The organism is Microcoleus sp. Z1_A1 (assembly GCF_036700305.1).
Taxonomy (GTDB): Bacteria; Cyanobacteriota; Cyanobacteriia; order Cyanobacteriales; family Microcoleaceae; genus Microcoleus.
In genome coordinates, this window is record NZ_JAUBOR010000003.1 from 215298 (window position 1) to 242084 (window position 26787).

A 26787-nucleotide genomic window follows, 5' to 3' on the forward strand; every position below is an offset into this window, starting at 1 on the left:
TCGAACTTATCTCTGTTTTGCTGCCACCATTGAGTAGAGATCGGTCTGTCCCCAAGCTTTGATTTCGGTGTGCCCCACCGTATTTAAATTAAAGCCAACTCCTGCCTGCTTCAACCCTTTCGCCAAAATGTTATTCGCGGCGTTGTGATCGCGATCCAATATCGTACCGCAACCACAAATGTGGGTTCGAGTTGACAGCGTTTTCTTAACAAGATTTCCACAATTTGAACAGGTTTGAGAAGTATACTGAGGAGCCACAGCAATTATTGTTTTGCTGTACACTCTTCCAAAATACTCCAAATAATGATCAAGTTTGTGACCACGCTGCATCGCTAATAGATTTAGCAAGCTTGTGATTTTTGACCATATTCCGCACATGAAGGTCTTCGTAGGCTACAAAATCGTTAGATTTTACCGCGCACAACGCCGTCTTTATGGCGAAGTCTTTACGCTGCCGACTGACCTTCAGATGTTTTCTTCCTAACTTGTTGATCGCTTTCTTCCGATTACCCGATCCTTTCTTTTTTCGAGAAACTCGCTTCTGCAATCTCTTCAAAGCTTTTTCACTTTTACGGAGATATCGAGGGTTGGCAACTGTTTCGCCATCGCTATCAGTATAGAAATGGTTTAGTCCAACGTCTATTCCAATAATTTCACCAGTAGAAACGAATTCCTCTTTTCGTTCCGCATTGATACAAAATTGTGCGTAGTAGCCATCGGCACGACGCACAATTCTGATTCGCTTTATCTCACTGGGTGCATAAAAATGCAAGTCCCGACTACCGATTAACTTAAACCTTCCAGCAGCAAAACCATCCTTAAGTGTCAAGCATCTTTTGTCGGTAGAAAATTCCCAACCCGAAGTTTTATACTCAACGGATCGAGTATGTTTCTTGAACTGCGGGTATCCCTTTTTCCCTGGTTTCTTGGCTTTGCAATTAGCAAAGAAACGTTGGATAGCAAAAATGGCACGTTCTGCCGAAGCCTGACGTGCCATCGAATTAAGCTTGCCTGCCCATTCAAACTCTTTTGCCATGATGGCGCATTGTTTGTACAGGTCTACTAACTTAACTCCTTGATTTTCTATCCAATACCTAAGAGTTTTGTTTCGGACAAATTGAGCCGTCCGAATCATGTCGTCGATGATCCGATACTGCTCCGTTTTGCCCTTTAACTTAAACTCTAAAACTATCATTGGAATAGCCTACCAATTCTACAAAGACTTTTACTTGCAAATCTGTATGTTTAACAATTATTCACACATTGTGGGAATTAAAGCCGTCCTAGAAGGAGGGGGCTTTAGACCCGATTTTTTGGTAAGCGAAGGAAGAAGAAAGAAGGAAGAAGGAAGAAGGAAGAAGGAAGAAGGAAGAAGGAAGAAGGAAGAAGGAAGAAGGAAGAAGGGAGAAGGAAAATTAACTGGTTCCCTGGCTCTGGCTGGGAACCGAGATCCAGAGGCTCTGCCTCGCTTGCAAAAAAACAGGAGGCAGAGCAATAGTGAAATGCGTTCCCAGGCTCTTCCTGGGAACGAGGAAAACGAGGAAAAAACTACTTTTTACAAAATCTCCCTGCTGCCAAAACTGATTATCCACCAGCGGCAAAAGCGCCCATAATTGCGATCGACAAAGCCAAACCTGGCAACAGCAGCAATCCTAACATCAAAGCATCGTGTCCGCTCATCACTTTCTCCTGATATTGACGTTAAACATTATACTCTATAAACTGCCATCTTGCCTCGGTCTTAATAATTAATTAAAACCGACAGATAGATTCAGGATTGACAGGGCAAATTTTATTAACAATGGGATTGCCGCGCAAGTCCAGCGTAGTCAACTTTTGCAAAGATTGCAGGGAACTGATATCCGAGATTTGATTGTTGTACAAGTCTAGTAAAAATAAATTATTTAAAGCTTGTAGCGCGCTGCTATCCGAAATCGGATTGTTGAACAAATAAAGTTCAGTCAAATTAGTTAACGATTTCAGCGGACTGATGTCTGATATTTGATTGTTACCGAGGTTGAGTTCAATTAAATTAGTCAGCGATGTCAAAGGACTAATATCTGATATTTGATTTTGGAATAAAACCAATTTATTTAAATTAGTTAAAGATTTCAACGGAGTAATGTCAGATATTTCATTTCCGAACAGAAACAGCGTCTTGAGATTTTTTAAGGAAGCCAGCGGCGTGATATCCGATATTTTATTATTATAAAGGTAGAGTGTCTGGAGTTCAGTTAAATTTGCCAGAGGAGCGAGATCGGAAATTTGATTGTTGTAGAGAATCAGCGCATTTAAGTTAGTTAACTTTTGCACCGGAGTGATGTCGGAAATTTTGTTGTCAAACAAGACAAGTGCGGTAAGATTAGTTAGACCTGCTAGGGGACTGATGTCTGAGATTTGATTGGTATCGAGAACGAGTATAGTCAGATTTATTAGAGATGAAAGCGAACTGATATCTGATATTTGATTGACATCTATAACCAGAGCTTTCAGATTAGTTAAAGATTGCAGGGGAGCGATGTCAGATATTTGATTACTGCCGAGGATGAGAGTAGTAAGTTGAGTAAAAGATGAGAGGGGGCTGATATCGGTAATTTGAAGATTTTTGAGGTTAAGTTCTGTTGTATTAGAAAGCAGTTCGTTAGCTCGATCGCACTCGGCGGTGTCTGATATTTGCAACAGTATGTCTACGGTATGTTTGGCGCCTGAAGAGATGTTTTCTTTGTGCTTGCACCAATCGGTAAAGTTATTATAACTTATCATAAGCTGTGCTGCCTTAATCGAGTTTAGATGCGAGATTTGAAATTTTAGATAAGTATAGCAATTATATTTCATTGGTGAATGAGATTTTTTTCGGGTTTTGAGAAATTTTAGCAAAAATTGTGTAAAGTAATCTTAACATCGTTAATTGCATTGCCTTCGCAGGAGCCAAGAGCCAACTATGACACCAGAACTAATTTTTAATGCCGGTAATCTGTTCGTTGTGCCTTTCTGGGCAATTATGATTTTATTACCCAACTGGGGAATTACCCGAAAAGTGATGAATTCCTTTATTCCGTTTGCAGTGCTCGCCGTTTTGTACATATATTTGTTTGGTAGCAGTCTGACGGCGGAAAATGCGGCTGCTTTGTCGAATCCTAAGTTAGCAGATATTGCTAAGTTTCTGGGGGAGGAAACGGCGGCGGCTACGGGATGGATACATTTTTTAGTGATGGACTTGTTTGTCGGGCGCTGGATTTATTTGGAAGGACAGCGGACAGGAGTTTGGACGGTTCATTCTTTGGCTTTGTGTTTTTTTGCTGGGCCGATGGGATTGCTTTCTCATATTGTAACTGCTTGGATTACTCAAAGGTTTTTCCCGAGTTCTGAAAGTCTTTCTGGGGGGGTTTCTCCGGTTCACCCGCAAGAAAATTGATGTATTGTGGAACGGGCTCTCCTGCCCGTTCGTTCCTAAGAATGGCGCAAGATATCAGTAACAATATAGATACAGCATATTCCATGTAGATGTGGTACACACAATTTTCTAGCCCGTGTAAGGTGCGGATACACCCGTCAATCTGTAAGTTTTATCGACCAATATTTTGCAGATCCGCACCCTACAGATTAACACCACACAATATATTTATAGTGTACTTCATGAACCACCGAAGAGGCTGTATTAGCTAAATCCGTCCCTTGTATTTTGAAAGAGGTAGATGGCGGTTTACTGTTGGGTGGGGGCGGGTTTAGAAAATTATGGGTTTTAGGCAATTATTGTTGGTGAAACCCGCCCCTACAATCCTCGATCGCAGCTTGGAACTTTTACAAAATTTTACCAGATTAAGAATTGGCTAGGGGCAACACTAAACTAGCCACAATTAAATTGTTTTCTAACATTTCTAGAGAAAAGTTTCCCCCCATTAAGCGTACTGCTCGCTGACAAATTAAGAGATTTTGCACGATCGACCTATGGGAATTAGCAACCGCTAATATATCGGGTTCGGAACCGCCGTTGAAGGCAGCAATTAACTGTCGATCGCACGCGCCGCTATCGATCACAGACAATTCTAACAAATCTTCCCCCAACAACTCAGAGCGAATCTCAATCTTGGCACCAACAGCAGAGCGCCTGCAAGCCGTCGCCAGCAATTCGCACAGAATCAAATCCAGCTTGATGCTGTCCCCGCGAACGCTCAAAGTCTGACCGGCCGGCATAGACACAGCAGCTTCTCTGTGCACATCCAGCAAGACTTTCGAGTGTTTGACCAGGGGGGCCGTTCGATCGAGCGATCGTCTCAGCCAAGCGCTCACAGGCACCGCATCTTGTGCGAATTGCAGCCGCCAATGTTCCTGTTTCAGCAGCAAATGAGTTGACCCCAAAGCATTGCCAATTTGCCGCAAAACCTGTTGGTAGCGCAAAATTTTCAGAGCATCCTTTTGTTCCTTCGCCGACTGCAAAATCGACTGACTCAACTCCCCCAACTCCTTCACCCCCGCTCCCACAGTGCGGTAAAACTCCTCAAAACGGCGTTGTTTGTACCAGTTGAGCAACTCTAGATCCAATCGCTGCGACTCCTGGATCGATTGCACCGCCAAATACCTGCGCCACCAAGCCAACTGAGACGCCATCGAGCTAAGTAAACTCACCGACAACTCCGACCACTGGCGGCCCGGAGCGTCTGCAGCCACCACAATGCCCACCGGAGCGTGTTCTGGGGCCGTCCGCAGCGCCACCGTCATAATCTCGCCAATTCCCGGACTGCGTAGCCACCGCTTTGTCGCCAGTGGCAGTTGGCTCGTGCTCTGTTGCACCACGCAGTTAGCAGCCAGGGTTTGTTGGATCAAAGCATCTGTTTGGACAGGAATCACCGCCTCGGGATTGAGGGCAAATACGGGATTAGCAGCTACCGTCGCCACGATCGAACCTTCCTCATCACCGGGATTCCAAGTAATTACGGCTACTAAAGGACAGGAAATTGTCTGGGAAACGTGTTGAGCAAAGTTACGATCGAGCTTTTGTAGCGGCAACTCTGGGAACATCGGCGGTGAAGCAGCAGATATCTCTTGCTCAGATTGCTCATCAGGAGAATGGTGCAAAACCGCCAAACCCGATTTGAGCGATCGCTCAAATTGCTGATATTTGTCGATTGCCGAACTCTGCTGCCACGAGTGCAGGATCAATCCGAGTTGTTCGCCCACTAGCCGAACTAATTCTTGCTCAGATCGCCTCCAAGTGCGAGTTGCACTGTGTCCGACAACCAGCAAACCCTCGATCGATTTGCGATTGGCGATTTTCGATTTGAGATTGGGGTTTTCTCCCTCGGACTTTTTCGCCCTAGTGCTCGATGCCAACAGCGATCGCACCCCAGCTTCCCCCAACACTTCCCGCCAAGCGCCCAACCGCCCATCTTCCTCCCAATTTTCAATAGCCAGAGGTGCACTTGCTTGCAACAGCCCCACGTCAGCCACATCCAGGGCGTTGAGTGGCGACGGCACTGCCCTGCGGTTGCGGGGCAGATTTTGGCAGACAATTTCAAAGCGATTTTGTTCTTCGCCGTACAGCAGCAGCAAAAAGTATTCGCATTTGAGCCGATCGCACAACTGTTCGGCGGTATTTTTCAAAGTCGTCTCCCAGTCAGCATCGCTGTAGATGGCGTGAGCTATTCCGGCAGTTAAATCTCGATCGATCTCAATTTGCTGAATTTTCTCCTCCATCTCCGACACAGGAGCCGTCAGAGCCACTAACTGCGCCACTCCCCGCAGATAATGCTTTTCATTGTCTTGCCAAATCCGGGGCTCGCCGGCTTCGACTGCCAAAAATCCCAACAATTCCCCTTCCGAAACAATCGGCGCAGCCAACAGAGAGCGAGCGCGGATTTGCTGCATCAACCGCCCTGTCAGCTCAGTTTTCAGAGAACTTTGAGATTCACCGATCCAAACCATTTCTTCCCTGCCCAAAGCCTGATAAAATTCGCCCAAGTCTTGGACGGTGATGCCCGAAGCCGCTCGGCCCGGCCCGCTCAAACCCGGAGTAACTTCGCGGTTGCTGACTCTGCGCCAAAAATAGCGCCGCTCTCGCTCGAACCAATAAACATTGGTGCGCGTCGGCTCAATAAATTCATGAGTTTGTTCTACCACCGCTTGCAAGTATTGGTCGAGCGATCGCAATTCCCCCAACTGCGAAATCAGCGCTAAAAGAGACTCATCTGGGTGTTTAACTTGTTGTCGCTGCCAGTCTTTTTCTATTTGGTAAAGAGCAGTTGCCAGCGCTCCAAATACGATCGCCAACTGGGTTTTTTCCCCCGACTTGGGCGACGCTCCCCATACCTCAGTTCCGAGCAAAATCACGCCGTAGCAGCGGTCTTTGTAGCGCAGCGGAAACAGAGTCGTGCCTTGAATATTGAAAGTTTGAGCTGCTTTGCGCCATTCTCCGGCTCGGTTTTCCGATCGCAAATCCGGGACTCCCACCGGCCGGAGCTGAATCACCACTTGTTCCAGCAAATCCCCTGGACTGAGAGCAAACCGCTGTTTGAGAAAAGACTGGTCGCCGTTAGGAGTTATGCCGCCTTTCCCGAACAATCTGTGGGCCTGTCGATCGTACAACCCGATCCAAATCAAACCCCAGTCAAATTCCGCTTGCAAGTAACCGAGTGTGGTCGAAAGTAGCACTTCCACATTCTCCTCTTCTCGGAGAGTCTGGAGAACGCGTTCTAGGGTCGCGATTTGTTCGTCTAAATCCTTTGGTCTTTGCTGCTGCCCCATTTCCAAGCTTCCCCGCACCTTGTCTAATTTAAAATTACTAACTTAAAGATTCAAAAAATTAAAATGCCAAAGAGTCAACTTATAATATAATCGTCTCACTTATCCTTCAGTCTCAAACATTGGATAAAGTCGATCGAGGTTGAAGTAAAAACTTCGCCTTCCCTGCCTGCTCGTGAATATTTTTATTTTCCTTCTCCTTTCTCATTTGTAAATTGCCCCAGTACAAATCATTGGATATTTATCAATCAAGTGTACGCCCGCTGTTGTTTTCCGTATTGAAAACCGATGCCGAGTGGCTGCACAACCGCACTCTCCAAGTTCTTGAACTTGCAGCCAGAACCCAGTCAAACCCCGCCACCAGCCAAATGCTCTCTCGATTGCAGAAATCTTTGGGAGTCCAAGATTCTCGCCTCGAACAATCTTTGTGGGGACTGAGCTTTAACAATCCTGTCGGCTTGGCCGCCGGATTTGATAAAAACGGCGTAGCTGCCGATATTTGGGCAAATTTTGGCTTTGGCTTTGCCGAACTTGGCACTGTCACTTGTCAACCACAGCCGGGAAACCCCCAACCTCGCTTGTTTCGCTTGACGGAGGACAGTGCAGCCCTCAACCGCATGGGATTTAACAATCAAGGAGCCGCGGCAATGGCAGCCCGGTTTCAGGCAGCACAGAAAAAGTCCCCACTCGATGCCCAGGGCCCCATGCCTCAGTCTCCGTTCCCCTTGGGCATCAATCTCGGTAAATCTAAGGTAACACCGTTAGAGCAGGCAGCAGCCGACTATTTGGAGAGTTTTAAGCTGCTGAAAGATTGGGGCGACTATTTTGTAGTCAACGTTTCCTCTCCGAATACGCCTGGGTTGCGATCGCTCCAAGATGCTGCTGGGCTTAGCACAATTTTGGAAATCTTGCAACAAGAAAATCAGGGAATCAAGCCCATTTTAGTCAAGATTGCGCCGGATTTGGAGTCCGAGGATCTCGTATCTATCCTCGACTTAGCAAAAACCTACCAATTAGCAGGAATTATCGCCACCAATACCACCATCCGCCGCGACGGATTGAAAACACAAATATTGCCAGAAACAGGCAAACCAATCGCCGAAGAAGCCGGGGGAATTAGCGGGCTTCCTGTGCGGGAGCGATCGACAGAAGTAATCCGATTTATCTGGCAATATACAAAAGGCGAATTACCCATAATTGGAGTTGGTGGCATTTTCACCGCCGAAGATGCTTGGGAAAAAATAGCCGCCGGTGCGAGTTTAATTCAAGTTTACACCGGTTGGGTTTACGAAGGGCCTTGGATGGTGCGTCGGATTCTCCAAGGTTTGCTGCAAAAGTTAGAAAAACGCGGATTTAGTTCTATTTCTGAGGCAGTAGGTTCGGACAATCAATACACATAGGAGTGAAAAGCAAGTCTTGGGCAGGAAGCCCGATCAATATTACCCTTGTTGCACCCCTCGATCAGTGCATTGAGCAGCCATCCACTCCCGGAAATAATCGCCGCCACCTTTAGCATCTGATTAACTCTTCAAATTTCCCTATAAAGGCACTAGCCGATCGCTGTATTTGATCAAAACTTTATAATCTCGATCGTACCACGCCCTAGGTATCATATCTTGAACTTGAGCGACATCAACAAGCTGGCTTTTCGTTCCGTAGGCAGATTCCGTTTCATAGATGATTTTTTCCTGGAGAATTATCTCTCGCTTGAAGGGAAAAATCATCATAGGAACACCGTATTTTTGCAGGGGAGGCAAGTAGTTTTCAAGTAAGGAAATATCTACCGGATAGCCTCGACAAAGGTCAACGGTTGAATAAACTGCCACTATCAATTTACCGTCTATATATGTCCAGCCAGCTTCATACAACTTGCTGATGTTTAGACAGTCTTTATAGCAGTTGATTGTGCCTCGTTGAGGATGATACACAGGAATCAGCCATTCAGGGGCTTTGTTAATTGCTTCTGCTTTTCCTTTGCGATCGTGATAGTGAGCTTCTCCAACAGCTAACCAGCTTTGGCAGTCTCGTCTAATATCCATGAGTTCACCCAGAATCTGACTCACAGTGCGATCGCTAAAAAAAGTATCAGGCAACACCATACCAACAGTTCCCTAACATTAATACTACAAAAAATCTTTTGGTTTCGATCGACTTTAATTAGTATTGCATCAAAAGTAAATCGGCGTTCAAAATCTTCAACAATCTTAACAACTCGATTTATCTAACACGCATCTAATCAAATATTTCCGCTAATTTCAAAGCATTAACTTGAGCTTGAGCTTTCTGCAGCGACTCCTGCCATTCCCTTTCTGGATCGCTATCAGCAACAATCCCCGCACCCACCTGTCCCCAAACAACTCCCCCGGTTGTACCGTCACTTTTTGGTGCATATAAAAGGGTGCGAATCAAAATATTTAAATCCAGGTTCCCGCGCCAGTCCAAATAACCGCAGGAACCGTAAAATAAATTGCGCTTCACGGGTTCCAATTCTTCGATGATTTCCAGACAGCGCACTTTCGGGCAACCTGTAATCGTACCGCCCGGAAATACCCCTCGAATTAAGTCGATCGCGTCGCAATCTCCTCTTAATGTACCGATAACATTACTGACGAGGTGCATCACGTGACTGTAGCGTTCAATGGTCAGAAATTCGTTAACTTTTACCGAACCCCATTCACACACCCTCCCGATATCGTTGCGCTCTAAGTCAACTAACATAATATGTTCTGCTCTTTCTTTGATATTCTCTATTAATTCCTGTGCTAACTGCTCATCTTCAATGCAGGTTGAACCTCGCCGTCTCGTTCCCGCGATCGGTCTAGTATCCACTTTTTTTCCTAATAATTGAACGAGTCTTTCCGGCGAACAACTAACTATCGCCCCCCACGGAGTTTGCCAATAACTTGCAAAAGGCGAAGGATTGATCCGTTGCAAAGCGCGGTAAATTGACCAACTACTGCAATCTGTACGGGCTTCAAACCGCAAAGATAAATTAGCCTGAAAAATATCGCCTGCATGAATATACTTCTGAGCTTTTCGCACTATTTCTTTATACTCACTCTGAGATAATTGGAAAATAGGAGTAGCGGAATTTTGTTGATAATTTTCCGGTAAATTATTCTGGATTATTTCTCCCTTGGCTTGCTCTAATTGATGCTGCATAACATCGAGTTGAGAAGGTTGACTCGCAGCCAACCAGAGAATTTGCGTTTGATGGTCTAAAACCGCAAAAGATTCTGGTTCGTACCAACAGCTAACCGGGAAAGGAAGCGGATCGGTATTGAGTTGGGGCAGGTGTTCGATTTCCCATGCTAAATCATAACCTAGCCATCCCAACCAACCCCCCGTAAAAGGAATTTCCGGCGGTACATTCACTGCTAAATTTTGCTCTTGAGAGTCCAAAAGAGCGCGCAAAAAAGGTAAAATTTCACCGACTGGCGGTGTCCATAGCTGAGATTGACCGTCAATTATCCGGGGAGAACCTGCACAAATAGAATATCGTGCCAAGTTAGTAGAAGATGTAACTGGACTTTCTAGCAGAACAGCCATATCGCGGGGGAAACACTCCGATATTGAGCCTGCACTGTCGGCGGTTTTACCGAGAAATAAAGTTTGAAAAATCTCCGATCCGCTGCGCTGATTTAGGGGAAGCTGTCGCCAATGCCAAGGTTGTATTTGTTTCATAATAGATTGCACTCTGGTTAACACTTTCAGGAATTACGCAAAATGTCAATTCTGTAGTAAGGTGCACAATTGGCCCCCTCCTAAAATCGATTTAAAGCGTTATCTCAGCCATTATTTACAACTTTCCAAATATCTCCGCTTGCCTCTTTTTTGAGGCGTATCCAACCCCTAACGGAGTTAATGAGAAATATAGTTTTGGTTCTTTGCAAATCATCTAAGGTAATTAATTCTTCTCTGATTTTTCCCTCCTCTAAAAGTTGAGAACGAAACGTCCCCGGTAATAAACCGCACTTGAGGGGAGGTGTGATTAAACCTGCGGGTGTATCGATCGCGATATTGGCGATCGTGGATTCGGTGATAACTCCATCTTGATTCCACAGAAAGACATCCTGATATTGGGGCTGCGACTCCAAAGCCATTGTATAAGGCAATCGGTAAGTTGTCTTGTGGTAAAGAAATGGGTTTTGAGAATCGATCGGTTGGCGGGCAATTCCCACAGATGCACCGATTTTTAAGATACCGCTATCTAGTGTCTGAGCTTGTAACGTTATGTTTCCCTCACAAGATATTGTTAACCGTATTTTGTGTTTGACTGACCCGCAAGTCATACTTAATGCTTGTAAAGCTTTGCTTGTTTCTGTTAGCGATAGGGGAAAATTAAAATAATCAGCCGATCGCTCTAATCTTTGAAGATGTCTGTCTAGCAAAAAATAGCCGTTTTTGGGTTCCCATAAAAGTGATTCCAGCAATTCAAAGTTTGGCTGGTGTTGAATCATATTTTTGTCAATATAATATAATGTAAATTCGGGAACAAGACAATTATTAGACCCGCGAAGCGGCCTGTTCGTGTAATTATATAGGAAGTTAACTTGAATTTATGTTGCCTAAATCCTTTATATTTCAATGGCGCCTTGCCATCGGGCTGTTAATATTAACCTCAGTGCTCACACCCCTAGCGCTCAACTACTACGTCCGATTTGTTACCCGCAACTACCGCCACAGCGATATAGCTAACGTGCCTGCTGAACCCATTGCTATAGTTTTTGGTGCCGGACTTTGGGAAGACGGCACTCCAAGCCCCATGTTAGCCGATCGAGTGCAAGCAGCCGTCGATTTGTACAAAGCGGGGCGAGTGGACAAACTTTTGATGACAGGAGACAATAGCACCGTCGATTACAACGAAGTCCAAGCAATGCAGGACTTCGCCGAAGCCCAGGGCGTACCGATTAATAATATCGTTCTCGATTATGCCGGATTTAGTACCTATGAAAGTTGCTACCGGGCGAAAGAGATTTTTGGCATAACGCAGGCTGTTTTAGTTACCCAAAACTTTCACTTAGCCCGCGCTGTTTATACCTGTCGCCGGTTGGGCATAAAGGCGATCGGCTTAGGAACGCCGGATTGGGGCAAATTTCGCCAAAAGGGCATGATTCGCTACACTTTCCGCGAATTTTTGGCAGTCATCAAAGCGCTTTGGGAAGTGCGCGTTACCCGTCCCGAACCGACTTTTTTGGGGCCGTTTGAAGGAATTCAAGAAAAGTTATGATATCATGTCCAGTCGAGCGACCGTGATTTTTGTAGGGGCCCGTGAGCCAACAATACCTGCCAACAAAGGACAATCTCAAAAACCCGCCCAGACCAGGATATTATGGTTAATCGAGCGGACATGATATGAGTGATATGTTGAAGACTTTAGTCCTTAAAACAAGGACTAAAGTCTTCACTAAAAACGGATTTTCTTACAACTAACTGGACATCAGGTAAGGATCGCGAATTAAATAACTTACAATTTTAATTGTTATTGTGGGATGGGCGTCCCGCCCGTCTTTTTTGGACGGGCGGGACGCCCATCCCACTTTCAAGAGTGGAAGTTATTTAATTCTCATTCCTAAGTCCGGGAGTTGTAAGTTTTGAGTTAAACCAAAGTCCCGACACAACTCATCAATCATAACTCGCTCGTTCCGGTAGTGTTCCATAACTTACTCGCGTTTGGAAAGCCCCGCCAGCGACCAAGTTAGGCTCACCATCATTAAGCGGCCTAGAGCCTTCAAACGCTCTTCGGCGTTATTTTCAACCAATTGAGACAGAGTTTCAGACTTAAGATTTTTCGACAATTCTTCAGCAGTTTCTGCTGGTTTTTCCAACTGAGGTTGTTCAGAAGATGTCTCAAGGCTGACTTGTGGCTGCTGATTTTTTTCTTCGGTCATTTTCTGAGTCACATCCTGGAGTTATTGCATACATAACCCTTAATACAAATGTAATTTATTTGTATCCGGGATTTGGCGAGTCAATCGATTTTAGATTTTAGATTTTAGATTTTAGATTGAAGCATTGACTTGCGCGAGATAAATACGTTCGGCAAGTTTCTCGGATACAGGTTTTTGATTTCTCCACGGATGAATCACGTGGCGGGTATCCTGGATGCGGGAATTGTCAAGTTTTCCGTACCCGACAATCGCAGTTACCAACTGACTTAAAAATTGGGATGTCAGTTGTTAGCTATCTTAAATAGCACTTAGCCAATTTTCCTCAGAAAGCCGATTTGTTCACAGATATGTCGTCGTCAACGAATTTTTTGTAAGAAACGGGATTTCTGAGCCTAAGTCCTGTTAAATTCAAAACTCACACACTACTACTGATGATGCACATCACTGAATTGTTATATTTACTTAACAGTAATATTTCCAAGATTCTGATATTGTTAAAGCTTAACAATTAATTTTGCTCGGATTTATCTCAATCTGCAAGCAAGTGTCTGGAAATTATTAACAAACTGAAGGTGTAGAGCCGATGGCAATTTATGTTGATACTGCAATTGTAGCGGAAGCCGCACGGGCGAGCAAGTTCGGATGGATAGCGGGAATTACTACTAATCCGACACTTTTGGCAAAAAGTGAGTTATCTCCTGAGCAAACCCTTAAACAACTGGCACAACTGATTCCAGGGGAAGTGTATTATCAGCTAATGGCATCTGATGTTGATGGCATGGTAGCAGAAGGAAAAGCGGCTTTTGAATTAATTGGACAGCAAACAGTGTTGAAAGTTCCCGCAACGGCGGCTGGTTTTCAAGCAGTCGCGCATTTGTCACCGTCCATTCCTTGCGCGGTGACAGCTATTTACAGTGCGGCCCAGGCCGTTGTTTCAGCAGAAGCGGGGGCTAAATATGCGATCGCCTACGTGAATCGCGCCACCAGATTGTTGGGAGACGGTTTTGCCTTAGTGCGGGATATGGCAAATGTGTTGCACAGAAGTAATACTGAGATTTTGGCAGCTAGCATTAAATCGCCGGAAGAAGCGGTGAAGACATTATTAGCTGGCGCCCATCATTTAACATTGCCTTTTGATGTGTTGCAGGCGATCGCAGTTCACGAATTATCCCAGCAAACAGTTGATGAATTTGCCCAAAACGGGCGGGGAATTTTGGGATAATACCAAATTTATGTGAAAAGTGCAAATTGCGAATTCCTAGTGGGTAATTGGTATGGGTTTTGAATCACTAATATCAAATAGGCTAACATCCGAATGATGCCGATCGTGCGAGCGTCCTGCTCTCGATGATAGCTCACGAGCGGGACTCTAGCTTGCAGGGTAAATTCCGAGTCACCCTATTTGATAAGACTGATGAGTGAGGAATACTAACTAAGGAGCGCGAATTAAATAACTTACAATTTTAATTGTTATTGTGGGATGGGCTCTTATAGCCCGTCTTTTTTGGATGGGCTATAAGAGCCCATCCCACTTTCAAGAGTGGAAGTTATTTAATTCTCATTCCTAATGACTATTGATACCACTCAAAAAAACAATGCAACTATAAGCCATTACTTCAAACCTTACAAAATCAGTCATTACCAAATCTAAAATCTAAAATCTAAAATCTAAAATCTAAAATAGTAGGACTATGGCATTCGCCAAATCTTAATAGTGCGATCGGGACTGGCGCTCACAAAAGTCTTGCTATCTCTGGAAATAGCAACCGAACTCACAAACTGACTGTGACCCGAAAGACTGCTTCTTTCTTTTCCCGTCTTCAAATCCCAAACTATAATATCTCCGCCCCCGCTGATCAAAGTGCGGCTGTCCGGGCTAAAGGCGATCGTCCTCACCCAGCTCGAATGCCCTTTAAAAGTGCGGGTGCGCTTCCCGTCTTGTACGTTCGACAAACGGATCGTGTTGTCGGTGCTAGCACTAGCCACAATTTGCCCGTTGGGGCTAAAAGCCACAGCATTAACCGGGCCCCCGTGACCTGTGATAATTCTTCTGACTTCTCCGGTACCGAGATTCCACAAACGCACAGTCTTGTCCTGGCTGCCGCTAGCGAGAGTTTTACCATCCCGGCTCAAAGCGATGGCGTTTACTCCTCCGGCGTGGCCGCTCAAAGTCCGCAACCTGCTGCCGGTTTTGACATTCCACAAGCGAATAGTTTTGTCATCGCTGCCGCTAGCCAGAGTTTGACCGTCCCTGCTAAAAGCGATCGCATTGACGGCTGCTTTGTGAGCGGCAATCGTCCGCATCCGTCGCCCCGTCTTCAAATCCCAGAGAATCACATTATTATCGCCGCCGCCGCTGGCCAAAATCGAGCTGTTCGGGCTCACCGCCAGCGTGTTGACCGATTTTTTAGTATGCACCGAATTGAGAGTCCGCATCAGGCGTCCCGTCCTCACATTCCAAATTCTAATCGTCCCAAAGCTTGCGCTCACCAAAGTTTGACCGTCAGGCGACAGGGCGATCGCATTTACACTCCCGACATTATCCAAACTTCTTTGCAAAAAATGAGTGGTAGGTAAAGTCGAAAGCAGCCACACGGGGTTTGCCGGAAACACCCCGTAACGCAGCGAACCGTAAATTTGAGACGCGCCAATACTCACCATCAAAACAGCCGTGCCCGCCAGCAACTTCTTTTTCCAATCAAAAACATCTTTCTGGGTCTTGTTCAATCCCGAATTCAGAGGTCTGAGGCGGTTTATGGAGCTCTGTTTCTTCGCCCCACCCTCCCCGGCAGTTGTGCGAATTTTAGTTTGCCCCGTCGTCGGCAACTGAGTCGGCACCTGAGTTTCTGCGCCGTCGAGATTAATTTCCTCCAAGCACTGCAAAACCATCTGGGGACTTTGAGGTCGATTCCCCGGAAAAGGCGCCATCAGATAATCGATCACATTAGCCACGGAGTCGGAAACTTGAGGAGCTCCTTTGCGCCACATTAATCTGCCCGTGCGCGGGTTCTCTGGAAACGCAGTCGGCGGCTTTCCAGTCAGCAAATAAACAAAAGTGCGCCCCAGAGCAAAAAAATCCGACTGCGGAACAGCCTTGCCATTTGTTTGTTCCGGCGGCGTGTAGCCTGGGGAAACAATACCAGTCACATTTTGCCCCTGGCCCACCTTAGCGAAATAAGTCGCCGAAACTTCCCGAGCAGTCCCGAAGTCAATCAGCACTAACTGCCCGTTTGGCTTGCACATAATATTGTGCGGCTTGATATCCCGATGGAAATAGTTGAGGCGGTGAACTTGGTCTAAAATTTCCGACAGTTGTTTGAGCCAGTTTACAGCTTGTTCTTGACTGATCGGGCGGCCCCGATGTTTCAGCCAGTCTTGCAAATTGGCCCCAGCAATTTTCTCCATCACCAGACAGTGAAAAGACTCTGTGCTGTGAGCTGGCGTAAATATAAAATAACCGTCGCGATCGACTTTTGGAATACCTGGATGTCTGAGCCTGACCAATACGTCAGCTTCTTGCTTAAACAGTTCTACAGCTTTGGGATGTTCTTTGAGCAGGACTTTGAGCACTCTTCGGGCGCCGTTGTCGTCCACTTCAAATGTTCTGCCAAAGCCGCCGCCTCCGAGAGGCGCGACTAGCCGATATCGACCTTGCAACAAAAGTTCTGACCCGCAGTGGATACACGCGGATTTGCCAGAGTTGGCTGGATCGGAGGGATTCGGGCATTTGGGATTGAGGCAATAACTCACAGAAGCCACATAACCCTGATTGAGGTTGCTCTATCAAGTTTTACTTTGACACTGCTCTACAAAAGTTGGCTAAACTTATCTAAGTTTCACCATTCAACTAGAAGTATTTTCTAGAGGGTCTGATTCCTGCTTCTGCCAAGAGAGTCGGCTCTTACTTGTCCACAGGCGTAAATTCGGGTGGAGCAGCACCCTATTTTTGAAGTCTCTACAACTATTTATTATTGTCGAAGCTTTTAGCCATTGTTTAACCATTATTTTCAACCAATTTAACGAATCGTGGTATCCCGTTCGACCTTTTTATAGGCTGGTCAGTTTTAAATCGACCGTCGTTTACTGAGTCCAACTCAATTTTCAACTTATGACGATCGTAGCACACCTAGTAAAAGACTCATGAGCACCCTTGATTGAAATCTTCCAACGTCTCTGAAGTCGAGGGAGGCTTTAGTCTTGCTTGACTTCAGCATCCCGTGTTTTTGTATAACCGGGGCAGTGCGATCGAACGATCGGCTTGAGGCCAAAGGTTTTGTTATTTGTCACAGCCGATCGAGGTCACAAATCCCCGATCGCAGCACATAATGTACAAACAGACCAGAAATAATAACGAGAGAGCATCCACATTTCAATTGTACGATCGCAACCACCACTCTCGAAGAAAGAAGTGAGAGTGGGAGAGTGAACGAGTGAGGGAGTGAAAAAATCTGCCTTCTTCCCTCGAACCTCTTCCCTCTTCCTTCAGCACAAGAAAGCCTTTTAAACAAGTCCCTCAATTACCGGATGGAAGTAGAACGCCAGCGCCAAAACCGTATAAGCTGCCAACAGCAAAGTACCTTCTAGCCAGTTAGAATTGCCATCAGAACTGATAGAATTGGCGATCAGCACCGACACCGCAACTGCTACAAGTTCAAACGGGTTGAAATTCAAGTCCATCGGTTGGCCCAAGACAAAACCTGCCAAAACCAACACCGGGGCAACAAACAAAGCAATTTGCAAACTCGAACCCACGGCCACAGAAACCGACAAATCCATTTTATTTTTCATCGCCACCGTCACCGCCGTCGTATGTTCGGCTGCATTGCCAATAATCGGCACTAAAATCACCCCGGTAAACAGTGATGTCAGCCCCAAACGCGCCGTCGCTTCTTCCAGAGTACCCACCAACAGTTCCGACTCGACAGCTACCATCAGGGTACAGGCCAACAGCACCCCAATCCACAGCGGCAGATTGACTTTGTGGTCAGGACCCTCTGGTGCTAAGTTATTTTCGGCTAAATCTTCCAGCATTTCTATTTCTGCCACCCCTGCATCGTACAGATAACTGTGGGTTTTCATCGAAAACAGCAGCGTCAGCACGTAGACGACAATCAGGACTATAGCAACAGCGCTAGAGAGGTTCTGCATAGTTTGCGGAGGGATGCCAATAGAGGTGGCATTAACTGCAGTTGGCACCAAAATGGCAATCACGGCTAAGTTCATCGCTGAAGCATTCAACCGGGCGACTGTCGGCTGAAATTCTTGTTCTTTGTAGCGCAAGCCGCCCAGCAGCATCGCCAATCCCATCACCAGCAGCAGGTTGCTCATAATTGAACCGGTGATGCTGGCTTTGACAACATCTATTAGTCCGGCGTTGAGGGCGACGATGCCGATAATCAGTTCCGTGGCATTTCCGAAGGTAGCGTTCAGCAAACCCCCCAAATTGGCACCGAGGACGACGGCGATTTCTTCGGTGGCCGTCCCCATCCACGCGGCTAGAGGGATGATGGCTAAAGCCGAGGTGATAAAGATGGTGGAGGATTCCCAGCCGAGAAAGTGTCCGGCGATGGAAACTGGGATAAATAACAGCAGGCTGGAAATAATTGTATTTGTGTTTAGCATTTAGATTCTCAAAAGCTGCCAACCGTCAATCATAGCCTGTGACCAAATGAAAAAAAGGGTGAGGGTGAGGGATTTGGGTGTTCGCTTAAAGCTGGGGGTGGGCGATCCTCTTCTGCAAGCTTCGCTAACGGGCGATCGCTGCATGGCGGCTTTCACTGATGTGACAAACTAAGAGAGGGATTTGTTTAGCCGATCGGTTCAATGGATTTTTGTATTCTACCCGATCGATCGCATCAGCTTCCGCATTGTCTTGAGAGCAAAGTTGACTATTTCTGGGCGATCGTTTTTTCAGATGTTCGTAAGCGTGATATAATCTTTAAATATTGCCATTCTGCAAGTATAGCTATACATAATACTTAGGACTGCTTCAGCCATGCCTCTACAAGAAGAGATTGAAAGAACAAGGCAAGAAATTCGGACAGATAGCTACTCAATGTCTATTGGCGAGTGGATCAGTCTTTATGAGAGTAAGGAAATCGATATTCACCCAGAATTTCAAAGGCTTTTTCGTTGGTCGGATTTTCAAAAATCCAGGTTTATAGAATCAATTCTTTTAGGTATACCGATCCCACCAATTTTTGTCAGTCAAAGAGATGATGGGATTTGGGATGTGATCGATGGTTTGCAGAGACTCTCAACCATATATGAATTTGTAGGTATTTTGAAACCAGACAATCAAGAGCAAGATACATCTTCTGCTGTCGCATTACAAGAAACAACTTACTTACCTTCGTTAAAAGGTAAAAAATGGAACGATCCTGACGATAAAGATAACTCTTTAACTCAGGCGCAGCGTTTATTGATAAAAAGAACCAAAATATACGTCTATATTGTTGCAAAAGAAAGTGATGAAATGATTAAATATGAGCTATTTCAGCGGCTGAATACAGGAGGATCGATTGCTACACCGCAAGAAGTAAGAAATTGCATTCTTTTAATGTTGAATAAAGATTTATATAATTTAATGCGTTCACTTGCGAATCGCCATTCATTTAAAAGCTGCATTGCTTTGAGCGATAGACTTTATGAAGAACAGTATGATATGGAATTAGTATTGCGTTTTATTCTTTTCTTCGATATAGATTATGCAAGTCTTCTAACGCTGGGCGGTGATGTTAGCGAGTTTCTAACGGCTAGAATGTATGAAATGGCTATTAAAAAAGATTTGGACAGCACCCACATAGAGACAGCGTTTGATGTGGCATTCAGTATGCTTAATGAAGCTATGGGAGAGGACAGCTTCAAGCGATATAAATCGGAGAATGATAAATTCCTGGGAGGCTTTCTCTTATCGGCATATGAGGTAATAGCATTAGGAATTGGATACAACTATCAAAATCCGGTTCCAACAGACCAATTACCTAATCGTATAAAAAGTATTTGGTCACATCCAACTTATAAACAATGGTCGGGAGCTGGAGTGAATGCAGCAAGACGCTTACCGTATCTTATTCCGCTTGGTAGAGAGGTCTTTTCCCCTTCATGAGCATCCAAACAGAGGCAGAATTAAGCGATAGATTGGCAACGGATCTTGCTTGGCGAAAGATGGAACTGTCAGAAATGAAATCTTTGATAGAAGCGAAAAATGTTTCTGACCAAAGACATAAAGTATTAGTTCGGAGTGGAGTATGTATTCTCTATTCCCATTGGGAAGGTTTTGTCAAGTTAGCAGCCAACTCTTATCTAGAATATGTTATCTCAAAAAAGCTTACGTATCAGCAGCTTTCTAGTAATTTTTTAGCTTTGGCTATGAAAGAAAAACTTAAAGAGGCTAAGGAGACACATAAGGCATCATTGTATATACCTGTTTGTGAGTTCTTTCTTTCCGAATTAAATCAGAGAGCTATTCTACCTAAAAATGTAATATCTACTGGATCGAATTTATCTTATGACATTTTAAAAGAAATAACTTATAATCTCGGAATTGACTTTTCAATATACTCTACTAAATTGCCAATAATTGATATCAAGCTTGTAAAGACAAGGAACGAAATTGCCCACGGTGAGTATTCGGTGTTTAATAGGGATGCCTATCTAGAGCTAGACAGACACATTATAGGAATGCTCGATATATTTCGGAACCAGATAGAAAATGCTGCTATTGAGAAAAAATTTAGGCGGGATTCACCTTAGATAATGACAACAGGAGCCAATAATTATCAACCATGTCAAGAAAACTAGATTTTTTCAAAAAACAAATCGATATGAAAGCGGCAAAGTGGCGAGCATCTCATTAAAATTATGATATTGGAAGTGGCAATTCTTGATTTTAAACCTAATATGACGGGAGCAACATAACATATGAGTGATATCGGTCTCACACACATCGCACTGCCCGTTTCTGATGTCGATCGCACTATCGAATTCTACTCCAAGTATGCTGGAATGCAGGTCGTTCACCGCCGCATCGATGCAGAAACTGGTGTTGCTGTGGTCTGGCTCTCCGATCGCACTCGCCCTTTTGTAATTGTGCTAATTCAAACAGACTCCGTACATCCCGTTCTGTCTCCCTTGGCACACCTGGGAGTAGGTTGCAAAAGCCGCGAATATATGGACGAACTCTGCGACAAAGCACGTCAAGAAGGCGTATTGCTTGAAGAACCAAAAGATTCTGGATATCCGATCGGCTACTGGGCTTTTTTGCGAGACCCGGACGGTCAATCGATTTTAGATTTTAGATTTTAGATTTTAGATTTACTTGCGCGAGATAAATGCGGGGGCAATAAGTGATTTTCGATTTTCGATTTGGGATTGATTTGCGCGAGATAAATCACGTGGCGGGTACCACATGAAGAAATTCGCTTGTCACACGCTGGAACTATCCTACGGGCAAGAAATCGGATTTACAGTGGAGGATGCTACTTAAAGTTATAATAAACAAATCGCCCTGCAAACCCGATCGTTTCTCATCTGGAAATAGACTGGAGAATCAAATGACTGCAGCAATCATCGCACCACCCAGAAAAGAATCGCCCCTTCTGTTTGAGGGACTCACTTGGAGAGAGTTCAAAGCAGTTGAGCAATTGTTAGACCGTCCAGGATATCGACTTTCTTTCCTGGATGGAATTCTGGAGATTAAACTAATGCCTGGAGAACCCCACGAAACCGTTAAAGCAAGAATTGGTGCATTGGTGGAACTGTACCTGCTGATGGCGGGGTTTGACTTTACTCCAACTGGTTCAATGACTCTGGAAAGTGAAACGGGAAAAGTCAAGCGAGAGGCGGATGAATCTTATAAACTTGCTCCCGGTCGCAGGCTACCCGATTTGGCGATCGAAATCGTGTTTTCCAGTGGTGGCATCAACCAACTGGAGGCATACAAGCGGCTGAAAATTCCTGAAGTGTGGTTTTGGGAAGATGGATTGTTAGAGGTTTATCACCTGCGGGGAGAGGGCAATACACTTCATTATGAAAAGGTTTCCAGTAGTGAGGAGGTGAAAGGGATCGATTTGGATTTGTTGTTGCGCTGCATCAATATGGTGAATCATGTTGATGCAGTTAAGACTTTTCAACAGGCACTCCAGAAATAGCTGGGATTAAGAGACTTCTCCAAAAAAGCAGGTTTTGAACAGGCAGGATGCCTGTTCCACGATAATTATGGGAGATGTCTAATAGATCGTCGCGCACCCTTTAACCACCTCTGTTCGCATCTCAATATCCGCAACAAGCAATGGAAAATACCAAATGACACAAGTTGTAATTGTCGGAGCGGGGCCAACTGGTGCGGCACTTGCCTTACTGCTGGTGAAACGAGGTATTGCTGTTACCTTGGTTGAGGCGGCAAAAGATTCCTACCGAGTGTTTCGCGGTGAAGGCTTAATGCCCAGCGGATTGGATGCGATCGCCCAAATGGGCTTATCCACAATCCTAGAAGGTGTTCCACACCGACAAATTGATGCCTGGGAGTTCATTGTGGGCGATCGGCAACTATTTCGAGTTGATGAGCCAATGGGGTCAAATCGACCTTGTACACTGGTATCGCAACCGCCTTTGTTAGAAACACTAATTTCAGAAGCTCAGTTGCATCCAGAGTTTGAATTTATCCCAGGTGTTCCCGTAAAAGATTTACTGTACAAAAACGATCGCATTGCGGGTGTAAAGCTAGGAGATGGGCGAGAGATTCCTGCTGCACTTGTCATGGGTACAGATGGTAGAAACTCGGTTGTACGACAGCGTGCAGAATTAGAGTTAGTAAAACAGCAGAATAGTATAGATGTTCTGTGGTTTAAACTTGCCGCTCATCCTCGGTTTGTGGCGGATAATGTATTTTATTCTATCCTGAATGGCGGTAGCGGATTCAGTGTCTTTCATGGGGCAGAATCAGGAAAACTGCATCTGGCTTGGGTGCTATCGGCAGATGACAAAACCGATTGGAAACACACAGACTGGGCAGAAACTTTCGCATCGCGATCGCCTGCGTGGATGGCAGAACATTTCCGCAACTGTGCCGATACGATCGAATCTCCGATGCGATTATCTGTTGTGGTTGGTCGCTGTCCGCGCTGGCATCGACCAGGAATCATACTTTTGGGGGATGCGGCACATCCCATGTCTCCGGTTCGCGCTCAAGGAATTAACATGGCTTTGCGCGATGTAATTGTTGCGGCCAATCACCTTGTACCTTTATTGAAAGCAGGGGCTAATTCTGAGGATATTGACTTAGCATTATCGCGGATTCAGGCAGAACGCGAACCCGAAATTATTCGCGCCCAACAACTTCAAGCACAAGAAGCGTGGAAAGGCGAACAACTACGAAAAAATGGATTATTGCGTTTATTGATGATGCAAGCTGCTCCGTTTTTGGGTGAAAAAATTAAACAATTTTGGGTAAAAGGACAGTATGAATTGCGTCAAGGAGTAACAGAGGTAAAATTGGTTGTGTAAAATGAGGAAATTGGAACCTGACTTACCCGTCCAAACCCAAGAAACCGGGTTTTTACCTTTTCTGCGATGTCTAATATCAATTCCGGTTGTATCGGAATGATTAAACCACAGAGGGCACAGAGGACACAGAGAAAGAGAAGAGTGAGATAATAATTCCGATGTTAACGGATTTGATATAACCGAGTATTTTTGCGAAAAATCCGGTTTCTGACTACCCGTGCGTCTAGGACTATAAAACTTAGGAGAAGTTTTTATGCGATCGACAAATATCAAAGGACCGATCGGCACTATTCACATCATCGAAGCCAGCCCCCCTGTCACCGCTGGGGAATCCGAGGCGCTGCCGGTGGTGTTCGTGCACGGTATGACGGTTTCTGCGAGCATCTGGGAGGCGCAGCTTGCCCGTGTCGCCCGTACCCGACGGGCGATCGCCCTTGATATGCGGGGACACGGTGATTCTGCACCGCCGGAGGACGGCAACTATGCGCCCGCCTCCTGTGCAGCGGATGTTTTGGCGGTACTGGATGGGCTGGGACTCGATCGAGTGGCGATCGTCGGGCACAGTTTCGGTGCTTGTATTGCCCTCGCCACAGCAGCAGCCGCACCGCACCGCATCGCGCAGTTGATTCTGGCAGACCCACCTGGAGACTTTACCAAGGTGCCTGCAGATGTGCACGAGGAACGCATCGTTCCCTACCAGAGGGCTCTGGAGACGGAGGATTGGCGGGCTGCTGTGGAAACCAGCTTCAATGAGGCGCTGACAGGAAGCAGGGCCGATACGCGCGATCGGATTCTCGCTTGCTTGGCGGCGACTCCACAGGATTGTCTGTCTGGAATGTCTCGCGGGATGTTTGCCTTTGAAGCAGTTAATGCTCTCGATCGCTACCTAGCAGCCCCTGGAACACGGGCCCACGCGATTATTGCTCCCTCAAACACTTTTCCCTTCAGCCTCCACATCCTCCGTCCCACACTGACGACAACTACGATCCCCGATACTGGACACTGGCTGATGCTGGATGCGCCAGAGGCCTTTGCTAGGGAACTTGATATTTGTTTGGAAGGTGTTTAATATAGATTTCGACAAAATCTGTTAGTTTTAGCACAATTCATCGAGGGTTAAGTTGTGGGGGTTTTTGAGGATGAAGGCGTTGTTGTCTTTGATTAAGTCACCGCTACAGAGAATCGGTAAGCGTTCTTGATAAGCTTTAATCGCCAAGATATAATCTTTGTCTGCGAGAGAAGTTTGAATTTTCCGCAATTTGTCAGCAATGACCCCTATTAAGGTTATTTCGCCGCTTAATTGGTCTGTGTTGGGGGTGTGAATTTGCATAACAATTCCCTGAATAGTCATGTTGGGAATGCTGGTAAGCAGTTCGCTTAAAATTTCAATTTTTGGGCGATTTTCTGCGTTTTCTAGCGTTTGGATTGCCTCCCGGATGCGGGCTGCATAATCTCCCAGGTTTTCCCGGTTAGGCAGCAATATTTCAAATTCTTCTGCATCGGCTGTTGGTTTGTGCCAAAGTGTGGCATTATCTAAGAAAGGTTGGTCTTCATGCCAGCCGTGAGTTTGTAAGTAATTTCTCAGTTGATTTAGCTCGATTGTTTCGAGAGTTTGGCTATCTTGTACGGTGACTTTCATGGTTGAACTCCTTGGCTAATTCCCTCCATAATTGACTGAAGGGCGGCGACTGTAAATTGGTTGGTTCTAGGGATGGTAACGGTGACAGCGTTTGTGTTTTGTGTTTTTGGCTTTCCCCGCAGCGAGATCCAATATCCGCAGTTTCTGATGCAGAGTTCTGTTTCCGACTGGGTTAACCAGTCTTCGGGTGTTTCTGGGATTAAAACGACAACTAAAATTCGGGGAATGGCGAAGTCATCCATTCTTAAATCGTCGTAGTTTTTGAGTTTGAGGGGGTAGCGGATGGAGCGATCGTCTTGGATGTCTCTTGATGTAGATTTTAACTGCAATTCTAAGCGAGGCGCTCTAATGGGGCCTATCCCGCCTTTCGCAGCTACTCCCCAGTCTACGCTGTCATCGTCTACGAAGGGTTTGTAGAGGGAATAGCCGGCAACGGTGGTGACAGCTTGCAGGTAGATGTTGCTGAATTGTTCTTTTTGTTGGTTAATGTCCACTTTTTACGTAGCGATTATTCTTGTTAACCTGTTTGGTTTTAGCTCGTAGATAAAATTACATCAGGTTGGTTATGGTTTCCTTGATTTGTATCGGTTGGTTGGTGACAATGGAGTAGAGAACATCGGGGTCTAAATCAGCTCCATTTTCCCAGTAAATTGTCCCCCATTCTGGATTTAGTTTGACTTGGTTAAAGTAAGTCAAGTCTTGCAGGGGGGCGAAGATTCCGGTAAATTCGATTAATTGGCTAATGTCAACTACTCCCTCTTGGTTATCTTCAAATTTGATGTGAAGTTGATAATTTTTTAATGGTTGAACTGAGCTAATATCTTTGAGCATTGTTTATTCCAAAGGTGCAATAGGTTCTAATGGTGTTTGAAGTCTGGCAAGTTGCCAATTTTGCATGAGCTCTGTTTGATGAAGGGCAGCCCACTCTACCACTAATCCTAAGATGCGAGGGGAAAGTTTGCCTTCTAGGATTGAGAGGGTTTCGATATCAATGATGGTTTTTTGTTGATTGTAGCGGGCATGAAATTGCGGGGGCGGGTGGTCGTTATAGTACGTCGTGATGATGATGCCTAAAAATCTGCTGAGTTCTGGCATTAGATTGTCTCCTATACAATTATTTCGGCGTCTTTTACCCGAATTTCGTAAGACTAAATCCGCTCAATATATTCTTTAATATTGCTTAAAACGTGCGTTTTGGTTCCAATTCTACTAAAAAATCTACCTCGCGATCTGCTGTTGCTTCACCCCTGGCAACCGAACCTAAAACGCGCACATTTAACGCGGCTGGGTGAGTCGCAATTCTCAGGATATCGGAGGGCTTGGACTTCAGCAATTCCTCAATTCCCCTAACTCCACCCCGGTAGATTTTCCAGAATCATCGCCTCTAACTTGGCACTCTCGGCAAATTGCCTCTCCAACTTCGCCGTCAAATGCAGCCTCTTCTCGTCCAAACCCTCCTCATCCTCCAATGCCTCCGCCTCCGCCCCCACATACCTCTCAGGGGTTAAAATATAACAGTTACCGTTTTGCTTTTTTGTTGCCTTTTGACTCCGCACAATTGTTACAACTCTTCTGGAAAGTACATTTGCAGGAAATCTGCCCCGCCCTAACCCAACTGGCCTAACTTCTCCAGAACTTAGGTAAAAAGCACCTAAAGTATGATGCGAAACTCTGGCTAAACTATTATTCTATAAATCGATCGGGCATTAAACCGATATCCACAATCGCCAAGATTTATCGCCAAATTTTAAATTTTTCCGGCGAAAACTTGCTATTTAATGAATAAGACTTTAAGATCCAGCAATGTAAATCAAAATCTCAATGAGCAGCCCTGCAAGCACGAACCCGAAATGGGTCGCAAGTGCCAAAAAGCAGCAAAAGCTACCTTTTTTAACTCTTTCAACAGCAAAGCATTGGCAAACAAACCAGGGATCGACGGTTGGCATCTTGGAACGAATGCTTTGCTAGCAATACTACAAATGTATCAAAACTTATCTGCCAAAATTTAGCCCG

Annotated in this window: 27 protein-coding genes and 1 pseudogene; 13 read left to right on the forward strand and 15 right to left on the reverse strand. The window is 45.4% G+C overall.

The window, feature by feature from the left end:
* Positions 1–6: 6 nt before the first annotated feature.
* Positions 7–1195, reverse strand: a pseudogene (locus tag QT973_RS03320) (RNA-guided endonuclease InsQ/TnpB family protein).
* Positions 1196–1241: 46 nt separating this feature from the next.
* Here QT973_RS03320 and QT973_RS03325 point away from each other — a divergent pair.
* Positions 1242–1613, forward strand: coding sequence for a hypothetical protein (locus tag QT973_RS03325; protein ID WP_333211274.1), 372 nt, complete (start codon positions 1242–1244; stop codon positions 1611–1613).
* 139 nt (positions 1614–1752) lie between these two features.
* On the opposite strand, the gene QT973_RS03330 is transcribed toward QT973_RS03325, so the two are convergent.
* A complete protein-coding gene (locus QT973_RS03330) occupies positions 1753–2763 on the reverse strand; it encodes a leucine-rich repeat domain-containing protein (RefSeq protein WP_333057554.1) in 1011 nt (336 codons plus the stop codon).
* A 178-nt stretch (positions 2764–2941) separates the two neighbouring features.
* Here QT973_RS03330 and QT973_RS03335 point away from each other — a divergent pair, with 178 nt between their 5' ends.
* Positions 2942–3415 (forward strand): ABA4-like family protein, encoded by a 474-nt coding sequence (locus tag QT973_RS03335; protein ID WP_333211278.1) that lies wholly within the window; start codon positions 2942–2944, stop codon positions 3413–3415.
* Between the two features lie 404 nt (positions 3416–3819).
* Here the strand turns inward: QT973_RS03335 and QT973_RS03340 are convergent, their stop codons facing one another.
* Positions 3820–6741: a GAF domain-containing protein gene (locus tag QT973_RS03340; RefSeq protein WP_333390601.1), complete on the reverse strand. Its 2922-nt coding sequence runs from the start codon at positions 6739–6741 to the stop codon at positions 3820–3822.
* Positions 6742–6971: 230 nt separating this feature from the next.
* On the opposite strand from QT973_RS03340, the gene QT973_RS03345 reads away from it, so the two are divergent.
* Positions 6972–8138: a quinone-dependent dihydroorotate dehydrogenase gene (locus QT973_RS03345; protein WP_333057550.1), complete on the forward strand. Its 1167-nt coding sequence runs from the start codon at positions 6972–6974 to the stop codon at positions 8136–8138.
* A gap of 138 nt (positions 8139–8276) precedes the next feature.
* On the opposite strand, the gene QT973_RS03350 is transcribed toward QT973_RS03345, so the two are convergent.
* The 3 genes from QT973_RS03350 to QT973_RS03360 all read right to left on the reverse strand — a co-directional run bounded on the left by QT973_RS03350 (position 8277) and on the right by QT973_RS03360 (position 11198).
* Entirely contained in the window at positions 8277–8837 is a 561-nt protein-coding gene (locus QT973_RS03350; RefSeq protein ID WP_333057548.1) for a hypothetical protein, read from the reverse strand.
* A 133-nt stretch (positions 8838–8970) separates the two neighbouring features.
* Complete coding sequence (locus QT973_RS03355; protein ID WP_333390604.1) at positions 8971–10422, reverse strand: anthranilate synthase component I; 1452 nt, start codon at positions 10420–10422, stop codon at positions 8971–8973.
* Positions 10423–10526: 104 nt separating this feature from the next.
* Positions 10527–11198: an aminotransferase class IV gene (locus QT973_RS03360; protein WP_333339722.1), complete on the reverse strand. Its 672-nt coding sequence runs from the start codon at positions 11196–11198 to the stop codon at positions 10527–10529.
* A gap of 101 nt (positions 11199–11299) precedes the next feature.
* On the opposite strand from QT973_RS03360, the gene QT973_RS03365 reads away from it, so the two are divergent.
* Complete coding sequence (locus QT973_RS03365; RefSeq protein WP_333233916.1) at positions 11300–11968, forward strand: ElyC/SanA/YdcF family protein; 669 nt, start codon at positions 11300–11302, stop codon at positions 11966–11968.
* A gap of 433 nt (positions 11969–12401) precedes the next feature.
* On the opposite strand, the gene QT973_RS03370 is transcribed toward QT973_RS03365, so the two are convergent.
* Complete coding sequence (locus QT973_RS03370) at positions 12402–12629, reverse strand: hypothetical protein (protein ID WP_333057544.1); 228 nt, start codon at positions 12627–12629, stop codon at positions 12402–12404.
* A 583-nt stretch (positions 12630–13212) separates the two neighbouring features.
* Here QT973_RS03370 and QT973_RS03375 point away from each other — a divergent pair.
* Positions 13213–13851 (forward strand): transaldolase family protein, encoded by a 639-nt coding sequence (locus QT973_RS03375; RefSeq protein ID WP_333057543.1) that lies wholly within the window; start codon positions 13213–13215, stop codon positions 13849–13851.
* 467 nt (positions 13852–14318) lie between these two features.
* On the opposite strand, the gene QT973_RS03380 is transcribed toward QT973_RS03375, so the two are convergent.
* Positions 14319–16388, reverse strand: a complete 2070-nt coding sequence (locus QT973_RS03380; protein WP_333180034.1) for a serine/threonine-protein kinase — start codon at positions 16386–16388, stop codon at positions 14319–14321.
* 741 nt (positions 16389–17129) lie between these two features.
* A complete protein-coding gene (gene cax / locus QT973_RS03385; protein WP_333057539.1) occupies positions 17130–18251 on the reverse strand; it encodes a calcium/proton exchanger in 1122 nt (373 codons plus the stop codon).
* Positions 18252–18297: 46 nt separating this feature from the next.
* Between cax and QT973_RS03390 the strand changes: the two genes are divergently transcribed.
* The 7 genes from QT973_RS03390 to QT973_RS03420 all read left to right on the forward strand — a co-directional run bounded on the left by QT973_RS03390 (position 18298) and on the right by QT973_RS03420 (position 24204).
* Positions 18298–18423 carry a hypothetical protein gene (locus QT973_RS03390; protein WP_333057538.1) on the forward strand — a complete coding sequence of 42 codons (126 nt, stop codon included), beginning with the start codon at positions 18298–18300 and terminating at the stop codon, positions 18421–18423.
* Between the two features lie 201 nt (positions 18424–18624).
* Positions 18625–19737, forward strand: coding sequence for a DUF262 domain-containing protein (locus QT973_RS03395; protein ID WP_333211292.1), 1113 nt, complete (start codon positions 18625–18627; stop codon positions 19735–19737).
* Positions 19734–20384, forward strand: a complete 651-nt coding sequence (locus QT973_RS03400; RefSeq protein ID WP_333390609.1) for an MAE_28990/MAE_18760 family HEPN-like nuclease — start codon at positions 19734–19736, stop codon at positions 20382–20384. The genes QT973_RS03395 and QT973_RS03400 overlap by 4 nt, the downstream gene beginning before the upstream one ends.
* Before the next feature lie 168 nt (positions 20385–20552).
* A complete protein-coding gene (locus QT973_RS03405; protein ID WP_333262333.1) occupies positions 20553–20936 on the forward strand; it encodes a VOC family protein in 384 nt (127 codons plus the stop codon).
* A gap of 248 nt (positions 20937–21184) precedes the next feature.
* Positions 21185–21781: a Uma2 family endonuclease gene (locus QT973_RS03410; RefSeq protein ID WP_333262337.1), complete on the forward strand. Its 597-nt coding sequence runs from the start codon at positions 21185–21187 to the stop codon at positions 21779–21781.
* 154 nt (positions 21782–21935) lie between these two features.
* Entirely contained in the window at positions 21936–23135 is a 1200-nt protein-coding gene (locus tag QT973_RS03415) for an FAD-dependent monooxygenase (RefSeq protein WP_333211300.1), read from the forward strand.
* A gap of 253 nt (positions 23136–23388) precedes the next feature.
* A complete protein-coding gene (locus QT973_RS03420) occupies positions 23389–24204 on the forward strand; it encodes an alpha/beta hydrolase (protein ID WP_333233921.1) in 816 nt (271 codons plus the stop codon).
* 27 nt (positions 24205–24231) lie between these two features.
* Here the strand turns inward: QT973_RS03420 and QT973_RS03425 are convergent, their stop codons facing one another.
* The 6 genes from QT973_RS03425 to QT973_RS03450 form a co-directional block, all read right to left on the reverse strand.
* On the reverse strand, positions 24232–24774 hold the full coding sequence (locus QT973_RS03425; protein ID WP_333390613.1) for a hypothetical protein: 543 nt from the start codon (positions 24772–24774) through the stop codon (positions 24232–24234).
* Entirely contained in the window at positions 24771–25268 is a 498-nt protein-coding gene (locus QT973_RS03430) for a DUF4365 domain-containing protein (protein ID WP_333211306.1), read from the reverse strand. The genes QT973_RS03425 and QT973_RS03430 overlap by 4 nt, the downstream gene beginning before the upstream one ends.
* A 55-nt stretch (positions 25269–25323) precedes the next feature.
* On the reverse strand, positions 25324–25605 hold the full coding sequence (locus QT973_RS03435) for a DUF2442 domain-containing protein (RefSeq protein WP_333211308.1): 282 nt from the start codon (positions 25603–25605) through the stop codon (positions 25324–25326).
* A gap of 3 nt (positions 25606–25608) precedes the next feature.
* Complete coding sequence (locus QT973_RS03440) at positions 25609–25869, reverse strand: DUF4160 domain-containing protein (RefSeq protein ID WP_333211310.1); 261 nt, start codon at positions 25867–25869, stop codon at positions 25609–25611.
* Positions 25870–25954: 85 nt separating this feature from the next.
* Positions 25955–26107 carry a nucleotidyltransferase domain-containing protein gene (locus QT973_RS03445; RefSeq protein WP_333211311.1) on the reverse strand — a complete coding sequence of 51 codons (153 nt, stop codon included), beginning with the start codon at positions 26105–26107 and terminating at the stop codon, positions 25955–25957.
* A 13-nt stretch (positions 26108–26120) separates the two neighbouring features.
* Complete coding sequence (locus QT973_RS03450; RefSeq protein ID WP_333211313.1) at positions 26121–26330, reverse strand: hypothetical protein; 210 nt, start codon at positions 26328–26330, stop codon at positions 26121–26123.
* 222 nt (positions 26331–26552) lie between these two features.
* On the opposite strand from QT973_RS03450, the gene QT973_RS03455 reads away from it, so the two are divergent.
* Positions 26553–26783, forward strand: a complete 231-nt coding sequence (locus tag QT973_RS03455) for a hypothetical protein (protein WP_333057522.1) — start codon at positions 26553–26555, stop codon at positions 26781–26783.
* Positions 26784–26787: the final 4 nt, after the last annotated feature.

Excerpts from the sequence above, each read along its gene's own strand:
- QT973_RS03325 (WP_333211274.1), top strand. The coding sequence starts at position 1,242 with ATGTTTAACAATTATTCACACATTGTGGGAATTAAAGCCGTCCTAGAA.
- QT973_RS03330 (WP_333057554.1), bottom strand. The coding sequence starts at position 2,763 with ATGATAAGTTATAATAACTTTACCGATTGGTGCAAGCACAAAGAAAAC.
- QT973_RS03335 (WP_333211278.1), top strand. The coding sequence starts at position 2,942 with ATGACACCAGAACTAATTTTTAATGCCGGTAATCTGTTCGTTGTGCCT.
- QT973_RS03340 (WP_333390601.1), bottom strand. The coding sequence starts at position 6,741 with ATGGGGCAGCAGCAAAGACCAAAGGATTTAGACGAACAAATCGCGACC.
- QT973_RS03350 (WP_333057548.1), bottom strand. The coding sequence starts at position 8,837 with ATGGTGTTGCCTGATACTTTTTTTAGCGATCGCACTGTGAGTCAGATT.
- QT973_RS03355 (WP_333390604.1), bottom strand. The coding sequence starts at position 10,422 with ATGAAACAAATACAACCTTGGCATTGGCGACAGCTTCCCCTAAATCAG.
- QT973_RS03360 (WP_333339722.1), bottom strand. The coding sequence starts at position 11,198 with ATGATTCAACACCAGCCAAACTTTGAATTGCTGGAATCACTTTTATGG.
- QT973_RS03365 (WP_333233916.1), top strand. The coding sequence starts at position 11,300 with ATGTTGCCTAAATCCTTTATATTTCAATGGCGCCTTGCCATCGGGCTG.
- QT973_RS03370 (WP_333057544.1), bottom strand. The coding sequence starts at position 12,629 with ATGACCGAAGAAAAAAATCAGCAGCCACAAGTCAGCCTTGAGACATCT.
- QT973_RS03375 (WP_333057543.1), top strand. The coding sequence starts at position 13,213 with ATGGCAATTTATGTTGATACTGCAATTGTAGCGGAAGCCGCACGGGCG.
- cax (WP_333057539.1), bottom strand. The coding sequence starts at position 18,251 with ATGCTAAACACAAATACAATTATTTCCAGCCTGCTGTTATTTATCCCA.
- QT973_RS03390 (WP_333057538.1), top strand. The coding sequence starts at position 18,298 with ATGAAAAAAAGGGTGAGGGTGAGGGATTTGGGTGTTCGCTTAAAGCTG.
- QT973_RS03395 (WP_333211292.1), top strand. The coding sequence starts at position 18,625 with ATGCCTCTACAAGAAGAGATTGAAAGAACAAGGCAAGAAATTCGGACA.
- QT973_RS03400 (WP_333390609.1), top strand. The coding sequence starts at position 19,734 with ATGAGCATCCAAACAGAGGCAGAATTAAGCGATAGATTGGCAACGGAT.
- QT973_RS03405 (WP_333262333.1), top strand. The coding sequence starts at position 20,553 with ATGAGTGATATCGGTCTCACACACATCGCACTGCCCGTTTCTGATGTC.
- QT973_RS03410 (WP_333262337.1), top strand. The coding sequence starts at position 21,185 with ATGACTGCAGCAATCATCGCACCACCCAGAAAAGAATCGCCCCTTCTG.
- QT973_RS03415 (WP_333211300.1), top strand. The coding sequence starts at position 21,936 with ATGACACAAGTTGTAATTGTCGGAGCGGGGCCAACTGGTGCGGCACTT.
- QT973_RS03420 (WP_333233921.1), top strand. The coding sequence starts at position 23,389 with ATGCGATCGACAAATATCAAAGGACCGATCGGCACTATTCACATCATC.
- QT973_RS03425 (WP_333390613.1), bottom strand. The coding sequence starts at position 24,774 with ATGAAAGTCACCGTACAAGATAGCCAAACTCTCGAAACAATCGAGCTA.
- QT973_RS03435 (WP_333211308.1), bottom strand. The coding sequence starts at position 25,605 with ATGCTCAAAGATATTAGCTCAGTTCAACCATTAAAAAATTATCAACTT.
- QT973_RS03440 (WP_333211310.1), bottom strand. The coding sequence starts at position 25,869 with ATGCCAGAACTCAGCAGATTTTTAGGCATCATCATCACGACGTACTAT.
- QT973_RS03455 (WP_333057522.1), top strand. The coding sequence starts at position 26,553 with ATGAATAAGACTTTAAGATCCAGCAATGTAAATCAAAATCTCAATGAG.